The organism is Gordonia polyisoprenivorans NBRC 16320 = JCM 10675, assembly GCF_000241325.1.
GTDB classification, from domain to species: domain Bacteria; phylum Actinomycetota; class Actinomycetes; order Mycobacteriales; family Mycobacteriaceae; genus Gordonia; species Gordonia polyisoprenivorans.
This window is the reverse complement of the sequence record NZ_BAEI01000006.1, coordinates 136,665-146,776: the sequence shown is the minus strand read 5'-3', so window position 1 is coordinate 146,776 and position 10,112 is coordinate 136,665. Positions and strand designations below refer to the sequence as shown.

General features: G+C 65.3%; 15 protein-coding genes. 4 read left to right on the top strand and 11 right to left on the bottom strand.

The window, feature by feature from the left end; genetic code table 11:
- Positions 1–207 precede the first annotated feature (207 nt).
- From GOPIP_RS02420 to GOPIP_RS02405, 4 genes are all read left to right on the top strand, one after another.
- Entirely contained in the window at positions 208–564 is a 357-nt protein-coding gene (locus tag GOPIP_RS02420) for a GNAT family N-acetyltransferase (RefSeq protein ID WP_006367925.1), read from the top strand.
- A gap of 259 nt (positions 565–823) precedes the next feature.
- Positions 824–2,230 (top strand): serine/threonine-protein kinase, encoded by a 1,407-nt coding sequence (locus GOPIP_RS02415; protein ID WP_006367924.1) that lies wholly within the window; start codon positions 824–826, stop codon positions 2,228–2,230.
- Positions 2,231–2,328: 98 nt separating this feature from the next.
- Positions 2,329–3,336: a polysaccharide pyruvyl transferase family protein gene (locus GOPIP_RS02410; protein ID WP_244421101.1), complete on the top strand. Its 1,008-nt coding sequence runs from the start codon at positions 2,329–2,331 to the stop codon at positions 3,334–3,336.
- 47 nt (positions 3,337–3,383) lie between these two features.
- On the top strand, positions 3,384–4,454 hold the full coding sequence (locus GOPIP_RS02405) for an adenine nucleotide alpha hydrolase family protein (protein ID WP_014360983.1): 1,071 nt from the start codon (positions 3,384–3,386) through the stop codon (positions 4,452–4,454).
- Positions 4,455–4,537: 83 nt separating this feature from the next.
- On the opposite strand, the gene rpsQ is transcribed toward GOPIP_RS02405, so the two are convergent.
- From rpsQ to rpsJ, 11 genes are read right to left on the bottom strand one after another with little or no spacing between them, the layout of a single operon-like run.
- Positions 4,538–4,840, bottom strand: a complete 303-nt coding sequence (gene rpsQ, locus GOPIP_RS02400; protein ID WP_006367920.1) for a 30S ribosomal protein S17 — start codon at positions 4,838–4,840, stop codon at positions 4,538–4,540.
- On the bottom strand, positions 4,837–5,070 hold the full coding sequence (rpmC, locus tag GOPIP_RS02395; RefSeq protein WP_006367919.1) for a 50S ribosomal protein L29: 234 nt from the start codon (positions 5,068–5,070) through the stop codon (positions 4,837–4,839). The genes rpsQ and rpmC overlap by 4 nt, the downstream gene beginning before the upstream one ends.
- Positions 5,070–5,486 (bottom strand): 50S ribosomal protein L16, encoded by a 417-nt coding sequence (gene rplP / locus GOPIP_RS02390; protein WP_006367918.1) that lies wholly within the window; start codon positions 5,484–5,486, stop codon positions 5,070–5,072. The genes rpmC and rplP overlap by 1 nt, the downstream gene beginning before the upstream one ends.
- 3 nt (positions 5,487–5,489) lie before the next feature.
- On the bottom strand, positions 5,490–6,296 hold the full coding sequence (gene rpsC / locus GOPIP_RS02385) for a 30S ribosomal protein S3 (RefSeq protein WP_006367917.1): 807 nt from the start codon (positions 6,294–6,296) through the stop codon (positions 5,490–5,492).
- A gap of 2 nt (positions 6,297–6,298) precedes the next feature.
- Complete coding sequence (gene rplV / locus GOPIP_RS02380; RefSeq protein ID WP_006367916.1) at positions 6,299–6,712, bottom strand: 50S ribosomal protein L22; 414 nt, start codon at positions 6,710–6,712, stop codon at positions 6,299–6,301.
- Positions 6,712–6,993, bottom strand: a complete 282-nt coding sequence (gene rpsS / locus GOPIP_RS02375) for a 30S ribosomal protein S19 (RefSeq protein ID WP_006367915.1) — start codon at positions 6,991–6,993, stop codon at positions 6,712–6,714. The genes rplV and rpsS overlap by 1 nt, the downstream gene beginning before the upstream one ends.
- 20 nt (positions 6,994–7,013) lie before the next feature.
- Positions 7,014–7,850: a 50S ribosomal protein L2 gene (rplB, locus tag GOPIP_RS02370; protein ID WP_006367914.1), complete on the bottom strand. Its 837-nt coding sequence runs from the start codon at positions 7,848–7,850 to the stop codon at positions 7,014–7,016.
- 30 nt (positions 7,851–7,880) lie between these two features.
- A complete protein-coding gene (gene rplW, locus GOPIP_RS02365) occupies positions 7,881–8,186 on the bottom strand; it encodes a 50S ribosomal protein L23 (RefSeq protein ID WP_006367913.1) in 306 nt (101 codons plus the stop codon).
- A 2-nt stretch (positions 8,187–8,188) separates the two neighbouring features.
- Complete coding sequence (rplD, locus tag GOPIP_RS02360; protein WP_006367912.1) at positions 8,189–8,860, bottom strand: 50S ribosomal protein L4; 672 nt, start codon at positions 8,858–8,860, stop codon at positions 8,189–8,191.
- Entirely contained in the window at positions 8,857–9,516 is a 660-nt protein-coding gene (rplC, locus tag GOPIP_RS02355) for a 50S ribosomal protein L3 (RefSeq protein ID WP_006367911.1), read from the bottom strand. Before rplC ends, rplD begins: the two co-directional genes overlap by 4 nt.
- A gap of 17 nt (positions 9,517–9,533) precedes the next feature.
- A complete protein-coding gene (gene rpsJ / locus GOPIP_RS02350) occupies positions 9,534–9,839 on the bottom strand; it encodes a 30S ribosomal protein S10 (protein ID WP_003938093.1) in 306 nt (101 codons plus the stop codon).
- Positions 9,840–10,112 lie beyond the last annotated feature (273 nt).

The window sequence follows — 10,112 nt, the reverse complement described above, 5'->3', positions numbered from 1 at the left end:
CCGTCGTCAAGTTCGCGATGTTCACCTACTTCTGGCTGATCCTCCGACCCTGGGACCCGACCACCCGCACGTGGCGACCACATCGATACCTCACCCCGCTCCCGGCGTGAGCGGAGTACCCGCACCGCGTTCGGCGCGACGACCGTCGGATCACGACCGACTGCATTGTCGGCTCGACATTCCCACCCCATCGCTACCCTCGATCACATGACCCTCGACAAAACCGGCACAGAAGCAGACGTCTCCCAGGTTGCCGACACGCAGCGGTACCAGATCAGCGTCGATGAACAGATCGCCGGCTTCACCGCCTACCGCGAACGCGACCACGATGGAGCGACCGAACGCATCTTCTTCCACACCGAGGTGGACGAGAAGTTCGGTGGACGCGGCCTGGCCACCATCCTGATCGAGCAGGCCCTCAATGACACGCGGGCGCAGGGCAAGGTCATCGTCGGCGTGTGCCCGCTGGTCGCGGCGTTCCTCAAGAAGCACCACGAGTTCGACGGCGACACCCGGCCGGTGCGCGAGGAGACGATCAACTGGCTCCAAGGTCAGATCAATTGATCAACTTTTCACCGATGTGGGGCCCTAAGTCCCTGTCGGTCCCCGCGGCAGTCCCCTACTCTTGAACCTGTGAGCGGGGGTGGACGACCGCTCACCGCGACGGTTGGGCAGACCCGCCGGCCACCTCTCCGGGCGTGGCACCGCAACCGATCACCGGCCCGTCCGACGCTCTGCGTCGGGCGGGCCGAGTCGCATCCGGACCCTGCCGGCGACCATCGGACATGTCGGACTCGCACCCTAGACTGACGGCGTGGCGTTGATGGTTGGTCAAGAATTCGCGGGATATCGGATCGTCCGGGTACTGGGCGCCGGCGGCATGGGCGAGGTGTACCTGGCCCAACACCCGCGCCTGCCACGCCTCGACGCGCTCAAGGTGTTGCCGGCGAATCTCTCGTCGGACGAGGCCTTCCGACGTCGGTTCACCCGCGAAGCCGATCTCGCGGTACGCCTCGACCATCCGAACGTCGTCGACGTCTACGACCGCGGCGAGCACGACGGTCAGCTCTGGATCACCATGCGATACGTCGAAGGCCTCGATGCCGCCGCGCTCTTGTCGTCGCATCCGGGTGGTCTGCGGGCCGACGAGGTCGTGCACATCGTCTCCGCGGTCGCCGACGCTCTCGACCACGCTCACTCCCAGAACCTGCTACACCGCGACGTCAAGCCCGCCAACATCCTGCTCACCGACGCCGCCGGCCCGTCCGGAAACTGCCGCGTCCTGCTCGCCGACTTCGGCATTGCGCGCCCCATCCTCGACGACACCCGCCTGACCGCCACGAACCTCACAGTCGGGTCGTTCGCCTACTCCTCACCCGAGCAGCTTGCCGCCGAGAAGCTCGACGGGCGCGCCGACCAGTACTCACTCGCCTGCACCGCTTACCAGCTACTCAGTGGCTCAACACCTTTCGCGAACACGAATGCGGCGGCATTGATCCGTCAGCACTTGACCGAGATCCCACCGGCGATCACCACCCGCCGACGCGATCTGTCTCCGCGCGTCGACCAGGTCCTTCACCGTGCGCTCGAGAAGGATCCGAACCACCGGTATCGGACCTGCACGGAATTCGCGACCGAACTCACCGCAGCACTCGCAGCACATCCGGCCGCACCCACCGTCGCACCTCCGCCCGATCCCTCGACCGTCGGTCATCAGCGCACGCAGAGTGCTCCGGCCTCGTATCCACAACCTGCCGTCGAACTGGGGAAACCCGGTCCGTCCTCAGGTGGCGCGCCCCAACCCGGTCAGACCTCACTCCCCCCGATCTCGCCAGGCGTGACACCGCCGCCGTACACGACGCACGGAACTGCGCAACGCTCGAATCCGGTCGTGTCATATCAGGCACACGGCGGTCCACAGAACCAACATCGGCAACTATCGGGATACCCGTCGCCACCTGACCCCAGAGCCAAGAGTTACGCCCTGTGGTCGATGATCTGCGCGGTGCTGTCGTTCCCGGGCGTCTGCTTGGTCGTCGTCGGATTCGCCGCGGCTGCTCTGGCGGTGTTTTTCGGACTCTCCAGCCTCAAGATCGCCAAGGCGCGCGCCGACGTGCCGCCTGCACAGCACAATCGCGGCCTGGCCATCGCCGGACTCGTCGTGGCCGGTCTCGGCCTCGTGTGGAATATCGGTGTCCTCATCGCGGCCCTCGCCCCCAGCAGTCCGTGATCAGGTCGAACTCCAAGAGCACGACGACACCGTCCGCTTCGAATCCACTTTCACAACTTCGCGAATCACCCGTTGCGCGCCAAGCTATGATTTCCGACATGTCCGCGATCTCTTCGATCCAGGCCGAAACTCTCGACATCCTCCGGACGGTGATTCCAGCTGGCAGCACGGTCGCCCTCCTCGATTTCCCCAACCACGCCAACGCCGGAGACGTCCTCATCTATCGAGGCGAACTCGCCTATCTCCAGCGGCTGGGGTGCGAGATCGCCTACACGGCAACGTTCAACACCTACGACAAAGGCGCTTTCGCTTCCGCCGTCTCCACGGGCCCGATCCTTCTTCATGGTGGAGGCAACTTCGGTGACAGGTACCCCATTTATCAGCCATTTCGGGAACGGGTGATCGGCGAGAATCGTGATCGCCCGATCATCTGTCTGCCGCAAACGTTCGAATACACCGATCAGAGCGCTTTGACCCACACCCAGCAGGTGTACGGCGAACATCCCGACCTCACCTTGCTGATTCGCGATCGCAGCGCTCTACAGCGAGTCACCGAACTTTTTCCAGCGAACCAGGTCCGCTATTGCCCGGATACCGCCCTCGGAACCGGGCGCATCGACCCCGCCCGCGAACCCGACCACGACGTTGTCTTCCTCAAACGGACTGACGACGAGTCGGCGTTCTCCGTCGACGACATCCCGCAGAGCTTGATCGATGAGGCGTTCACCCATGACTGGCGTATGGAGTGGTTCGGATACGACCTCAAATGGTGGCCGCAGTCGCTTGCGATAGTGAGTCTGAGTATGGTTCCGGTGTTCCGGCGTCGGATCCACCGATGGGCCAAACGAGCCTTCGACCGCCAGTCCGAACTGATCGTGCACTCGGCAGTCGATGCCCTCTCACGCGGTCGTGTCGTCCTCACCGACCGACTCCACGGTGCAGTCCTCGGTGTTCTGCTCGAGAAGCCGGTCGTCATGGTGGACAACGCCAACAGCAAGTTGTCGGCGGCGTTCCGCGATTACCTGGCCACCTTCGCTCACGTTGCCCTTGCCCGCGACTTCCACGAAGGCTATGACGTCGCCAAATCGATGGCTTCCACGTTGTGACTCGGGTCGCGAGACGTCTCTGGGGTACCCGCGCCAAACCTCAACTTGTGGTCCGTGCCGAGGCGTCGTCCGCAGAACGCATCTCCGCAACGATCCAGGCTCCCGACGGCACAACGATGGCCGTCGCCACCGAGTCCTCGCACCCGTTGGACAGCTCGGCGACGCCGTGGCTGGCGCCGACTATTCCGACGGCGATGTGGCTGTCCGCCGATCTCACCATCGAGGGTGCGGTCGATCCTGTGGCCCTTGAGAACGCGGGCAGAGCCCAGCGAGTACTCGCCGAGTGGTATCCACGGCACCTCGCACCTGCCGACATTCACGTCCGCCACGGGCCGACCACGCCCCGCGCGGATGGCGTCGGGTGCTTTTTCAGCGGAGGTGTCGACAGCTTCTATTCCGCCCTCACCCACCTGGACCGACTCACCCACCTCGTCTTCGTCTTGGGCTTCGACATCATGGACGACGAGGAGTTGGCAACGCTGGCGCTGGATTCGGCGCGATCAGCGGCAGCCGAACTCGGCAAACCTCTCATAGAGGTGCGCACCACCCTGCGGAGCGCGTTCGGTGACGTCGCCCGGGTGCCGTGGGGGTGGATATTCCACGGGCCCGCCCTCGCCCATGTGGCCACCGCGCTCTCGCCGGTGCTCGGCACGGTCATCGTCCCGTCGTCGTACTCCACCGGCTGTATCCACCGGTGGGGCTCGCATCCCGAACTCGACCCTCTGTGGTCGAGTTCTGCGGTGACACTCGAGCACGACTCCATCGACGTCACCAGACTCGAGAAGGTCAGGAGGATCAGCCAGTCGGCCACCGCAATGAAGAATCTCCGCGTGTGCTGGGAGAACCGCGACGGACGGTTCAACTGTGGTCGTTGCTCGAAATGTCTGCGCACCATGCTCGAGTTGCTCGTGGCCGGCGGGAATTGCACGACTCTGCCGGACCGACCTCGCGCCGATCACGTGAGGCGCATCCACGCCGCTTCGGGCGAACGATTCCACCTCCGACAGGTACTCGACGAGCTTCGCGCCGGGAGCATCGACGATCCCGGACTCGAACGGGCCATCCGCACCGCGATCCGTCGCGGCCCCGTACTTCAGTACTTTCCCCAGCGCCGATAGCACTTGCGAATACGAAGACGACGAAGCGGCCCGCTCCCCTGAGGGAACGGGCCGCTTCGCGTCAATCCTGTTGGGAGAACGCCTTACTTGGCCTTCTCCAGCACCTCGACGAGTCGCCAGTGCTTGGTCGCCGACAGCGGGCGGGTCTCCATGATCCGCACACGGTCGCCGACGCCGGCATCGCCGTTCTCGTCGTGGGCCTTGACCTTGCTCGTGGTCCGGATGATCTTGCCGTACAGCGCGTGACGCTTACGGTCTTCCAGCTCGACCACGATGGTCTTCTGCATCTTGTCGCTGACGACGTAGCCGATCCGCTCCTTGCGGCGGTTACGCTCGGCGGTCGCCGATGCTTCTTGCGTTTCGGTCACCTTCTGGTCCTCACTCATGCGTCATCACCATCCGGTCCCGACGCCAGACCGAGCTCGCGCTCCCGCATCACGGTGTAGATGCGCGCGATCTCGCGACGCACCGTCCGCAGACGCCGGTTGTTGTCGAGCTGACCGGTGGCCATCTGGAACCGAAGGTTGAAGAGCTCTTCCTTCGACTCTTTCAAGCGGTCGACCAGATCGGTGTCACTGAGGTCACGCAGCTCGGCTGCGGCAACTCCGAGTCCCATCAGAACTGCTCCTCTCTGGTCACGATTCGGGTCTTGATCGGGAGCTTGTGCTGCGCGCGGCGCAGGGCCTCGCGAGCGATCTCCTCGTTCGGGTAGGTCATCTCGAACAGCACGCGACCCGGCTTGACCGGAGCCACCCACCACTCGGGAGAACCCTTACCCGAACCCATGCGGGTTTCGGCCGGCTTCTTGGTGAGCGGACGGTCCGGGAAGATGTTGATCCAGACCTTGCCGCCACGCTTGATGTGCCGGTTGATGGCGATACGAGCGGACTCGATCTGACGGTTGGTGATGTAGGCGCCTTCCAGAGCCTGGATGCCGAAATCACCGAACGTCACCTTGGTACCGCCCGACGCCTGACCCTTCAGGCTCGGGTGATGCTGCTTGCGGTGCTTGACCCGCCGTGGGATCAACATTGCCTAGCCCTCCTGCTTCTCTGCACCGGCTGCTGCCGTCGCCTCAGCGGGGGCCTCGGCAGCGCGACCGGCGTCGGTGCTCGTGGCCGTGGTGCCCGAGGCACCGCTGCGGCGGGGACGGCTCGGCCGACGCGGACGACGGTCCTCGGCGGCCGGCGCGGCTGCGGACAGCTCACGCTTGCCACCGACGATGTCGCCCTTATAGATCCACACCTTCACGCCGATCCGGCCGAAGGTGGTCTTGGCCTCGTGCAAGCCGTAGTCGATGTCGGCGCGCAGGGTGTGCAGGGGCACACGGCCTTCGCGGTAGAACTCGCTGCGGCTCATCTCCGCGCCGCCCAGGCGACCCGAGCACTGCACCCGGATGCCCTTGACGTTGGGCTGACGCATCGCCGACTGGATGGCCTTGCGCATCGCGCGACGGAACGCCACACGGTTGCTCAGCTGCTCGGCGACACCCTGGGCCACCAGCTGGGCCTCGGACTCAGGGTTCTTGACCTCGAGGATGTTCAGCTGGACCTGCTTGCCGGTCAGCTTCTCCAGCTCGCCGCGGATGCGATCGGCCTCGGCGCCGCGGCGACCGATGACGATGCCCGGGCGGGCGGTGTGGATGTCGACGCGAACCCGGTCACGGGTGCGCTCGATCTCCACCTTGGCGATGCCGGCGCGCTCGAGCCCCTGCGAGAGGAGCTTGCGGATGGCGACATCCTCTTTCACGTACTCCGCGTACTGCTTGTCGGCGTACCACCGGCTGTTCCAGTCGGTGGTGATGCCCAGACGGAAGCCGTGCGGGTTGATTTTCTGGCCCACTACTAGGCTCCCTTCTTCTTCGGCTGACGCGAACGACCGCGACCGCCGGCGGCGGCCTTCTCCGGCAGGCTCTCCACGACCACGGTGATGTGGCTGGTGCGCTTGCGGATACGGAACGCGCGGCCCTGCGCACGCGGCTGGAACCGCTTCATGGTCGGGCCCTCGTCGGCGTAAGCCGTGGCGACGACCAGGCTCCGGCGATCGAGGTCCTGGTTGTTCTCGGCGTTGGCGACCGCGCTGGCGAGCACCTTGTACACGGGCTCCGACGCCGACTGCGGCGCGAACCGCAGGATGTCGAGGGCCTCGTCGACGTTCTTGCCGCGGATCAGGTCGAGCACGCGACGCGCCTTCATCGGCGTCACGCGCACGAACTTGGCCGTGGCCTTCGCGGTGGGATTATCGGTCTGCGTAGTCATTACCGGCGCTTCGCTTTCCGGTCATCCTTGATGTGACCCTTGAAGGTACGGGTGGGGGCGAACTCGCCCAACTTGTGCCCGACCATGTTGTCCGAGACGAACACCGGGACATGCTTGCGACCGTCGTGGACGGCGAAGGTGTGTCCGATGAAGTCGGGGATGATGGTCGAACGGCGCGACCAGGTCTTGATGACCTGCTTGGTGCCCTTCTCGTTCTGTGCGTCGACCTTGGCAAGCAGGTGGTCGTCGACGAACGGGCCCTTCTTGAGGCTGCGTGGCATTCTCTAACTCCCTCCTGTGCTTATCGCTTGTTCTTGCCGGTACGACGGCGACGGACGATGAGCTTGTCGCTCGCCTTGTTCTTGCGGGTGCGGCCTTCCGGCTGACCCCACGGGCTGACCGGGTGACGACCACCGGAGGTCTTGCCCTCGCCACCACCGTGCGGGTGGTCGACCGGGTTCATGACCACACCACGGACGGTCGGGCGCTTGCCCTTCCACCGCATGCGGCCGGCCTTGCCCCAGTTGATGTTGCTCTGCTCGGCGTTGCCGACCTCGCCGACGGTGGCGCGGCAGCGCACGTCGACGCGACGGATCTCACCGGACGGCATACGCAGGGTCGCGTAAGCGCCCTCCTTGCCGAGCAGCTGGATCGACGCACCGGCCGAGCGGGCCATCTTCGCGCCGCCACCCGGGCGCAGCTCGACGGCGTGCACCTGGGTACCGGTCGGGATGTTGCGCAACGGCAGATTGTTGCCGGGCTTGATGTCGGCGGTCGGACCGCTTTCCACCACGTCGCCCTGCTTGAGGTTCTTGGGCGCGATGATGTAGCGCTTCTCGCCGTCGACGTAGTGCAGCAACGCAATCCGCGCGGTGCGGTTCGGGTCGTACTCGATGTGTGCGACCTTGGCGTTGACGCCGTCCTTGTCGTTACGACGGAAGTCGATCAGACGGTAGGCACGCTTGTGACCGCCACCCTTGTGACGAGTGGTGATGCGACCGTGCGCGTTACGACCGCCGCGTCCGTGGAGCGGGCGGACCAACGACTTCTCCGGATGGTCACGGGTGATCTCGGCGAAATCCGAGCCGGACGACCCGCGACGACCGGGTGTCGTCGGCTTGTATTTACGAATAGCCATGTGAAAGTCCCTCTATTCCAAGAGTCCCGGTCAGCTGACCGAGCCTCCGAAGATCTCGATGGGCTTGCTGTCGGCGGTCAGCGTCACGAACGCGCGCTTGGTGGAGCGGCGCTGGCCGTAGCCGAAGCGGGTCCGCTTGCGCTTGCCCTGCCGGTTCGCGGTGTTGACGCTGTCGACGGTCACGTCGAAGATCTGCTCGACGGCGATCTTGATCTGCGTCTTGTTGGAGTCCGGGTGCACCAGGAAGGTGTACACGTTCTCCTCCATGAGCCCGTAGGACTTCTCCGAGATCACCGGCGCCAGGATGATGTCGCGCGGGTTGGCCTGGATAGCCATGCTCACGCCTCCTTCTGGTCGGTCTTGGATCCGTTGGCAGCGATGTACGCGTTGAGCGTCTCCACGCTGAACACCACCTCATCGGCGTCGAGGACGTCGTAGGTGTTGAGCTGATCGGCCGAGATCGGCAGCACGTTCTGCAGGTTCGCGACGCTCTTCCATGCGGTGAGGTCCTCACGGCCCAGCACCACCAGGAACTTGCGACGATCGCTCAGGCTCTCGAGGAACTGACGCGCGGTCTTGGTCGAGGGGACCTGACCGGGAACCAGCTCGGTGATCACATGGATGCGCTCGTTGCGAGCCCGATCGCTCAGCGCGCCGCGCAGGGCGGCCGCCTTCATCTTCTTCGGGGTGCGCTGGCTGTAGTCACGCGGCTGCGGACCGTGCACGGTGCCACCACCGGCGAACTGCGGTGCGCGGGTCGAACCCTGACGGGCGCGACCGGTGCCCTTCTGCCGGTACGGCTTGGCGCCACCGCCGCGAACCTCGCCGCGGGTCTTGGTGGCGTGCGTGCCCTGGCGCGCGGCGGCCTGCTGGGCCACCACGACCTGGTGCATCAGCGCGATGTTGGCAGGCGCGTCGAACAGTTCGGCGGGCAGATCAACGGTGCCGTTGGTCGTGCCGTCGGCGTTGCGGACGTCCAGCGTCAATTTGACTGTGGTTTCGGCGCTCACTTGTCAGCACCACCCTTCACTGCGTCGCGAACCACCACGATGCCGCCCCGACGACCCGGGATCGCTCCCTTGATCAGCAGCAGGCCGGCCTCGGCGTCCACCTTGTGGACGGTGAGGTTCTGCGTGGTCACCTTGTCGTTACCCATACGTCCGGCCATCCGCATGCCCTTGAACACGCGGCCCGGGGTGGCGCAGCCACCGATGGAACCCGGCGCGCGGTGCACGCGGTGCGCACCGTGGCTGGCGCCCAGACCGGAGAAGCCGTGACGCTTCATCGGACCGGCGAAGCCCTTGCCCTTGGAGGTGCCGGTGACGTCCACCAGCGCACCGTCGGCGAAGATCTCGGCGGTCAATTCCTGACCGACCTCGAGCTCGCTGACATCGGCCACGCGGATCTCGGCCAGGTGCCGGCGCGGGGTGACCCCGGCCTTGCTGAACTGACCGGCGACCGGCTTGGTGACCTTGCGCGGATCGATGGCGCCGTAGGCGACCTGCACGGCGGTGTAGCCGTCGCGCTCCGCGGTGCGCAGCTGGGTCACGACGTTCGGGCCCGCCGCGATGACGGTGACCGGGACGACGCGGTTGTTCTCGTCGAATACCTGGGTCATGCCGAGCTTGGTGCCCAGGATGCCCTTGGTTGAACTCTGGTTGCTCATGATTCTTCGCCCCCGCCCTACTGGATGTTGACGTCGACGCTGGCCGGCAGGTCGATGCGCATGAGCGCGTCGACCGTCTTCGGCGTCGGGTCGAGGATGTCGATGAGTCGCTTGTGGGTACGCATCTCGAAGTGTTCGCGGCTGTCCTTGTACTTGTGCGGCGAACGGATGACGCAGTACACGTTCTTCTCGGTGGGCAACGGCACCGGGCCGACCACGCGTGCCCCGGTACGGGTCACGGTTTCCACGATCTTGCGCGCCGAAGCGTCGATCGCCTCGTGGTCATAGGCCTTGAGCCTGATGCGGATCTTCTGTCCCGCCACGCTGTGTCCTCTTCCGTCAGTTGTTCTCGACAGACGAACACCGCGCACCTGGGCCGGCACTAGCCGCCGGCGGGCACATAGATCACCGCGTGAGAGTCGGGATCGACGCTGTTCATCTGTCGTTGTACGTTGGCTCGCCCATCAGACGAACCGATTTGCTCCGGCACCCGCGGTCGGGCGTGTCGAGTCCGTGAACCGAGACCGGGGCACGCGTTACACGCCCAGTCCCCGATTTCCGGGCCTGGGAGTCATTCACCTGAGCGAAGCCGCGGA

Excerpts from the sequence above, each read along its gene's own strand:
- rpmC (WP_006367919.1), bottom strand. The coding sequence starts at position 5,070 with ATGGGACTCGGAGTTGCCGCAGCCGAGCTGCGTGACCTCAGTGACACC.
- rplV (WP_006367916.1), bottom strand. The coding sequence starts at position 6,712 with ATGACTACGCAGACCGATAATCCCACCGCGAAGGCCACGGCCAAGTTC.
- rplP (WP_006367918.1), bottom strand. The coding sequence starts at position 5,486 with ATGTTGATCCCACGGCGGGTCAAGCACCGCAAGCAGCATCACCCGAGC.
- rplW (WP_006367913.1), bottom strand. The coding sequence starts at position 8,186 with ATGGCTATCCAGGCCAACCCGCGCGACATCATCCTGGCGCCGGTGATC.
- GOPIP_RS02415 (WP_006367924.1), top strand. The coding sequence starts at position 824 with ATGGTTGGTCAAGAATTCGCGGGATATCGGATCGTCCGGGTACTGGGC.
- rplB (WP_006367914.1), bottom strand. The coding sequence starts at position 7,850 with ATGGCTATTCGTAAATACAAGCCGACGACACCCGGTCGTCGCGGGTCG.
- rpsS (WP_006367915.1), bottom strand. The coding sequence starts at position 6,993 with ATGCCACGCAGCCTCAAGAAGGGCCCGTTCGTCGACGACCACCTGCTT.
- rpsQ (WP_006367920.1), bottom strand. The coding sequence starts at position 4,840 with ATGAGTGAGGACCAGAAGGTGACCGAAACGCAAGAAGCATCGGCGACC.
- GOPIP_RS02420 (WP_006367925.1), top strand. The coding sequence starts at position 208 with ATGACCCTCGACAAAACCGGCACAGAAGCAGACGTCTCCCAGGTTGCC.
- GOPIP_RS02410 (WP_244421101.1), top strand. The coding sequence starts at position 2,329 with ATGTCCGCGATCTCTTCGATCCAGGCCGAAACTCTCGACATCCTCCGG.
- rplC (WP_006367911.1), bottom strand. The coding sequence starts at position 9,516 with ATGAGCAACCAGAGTTCAACCAAGGGCATCCTGGGCACCAAGCTCGGC.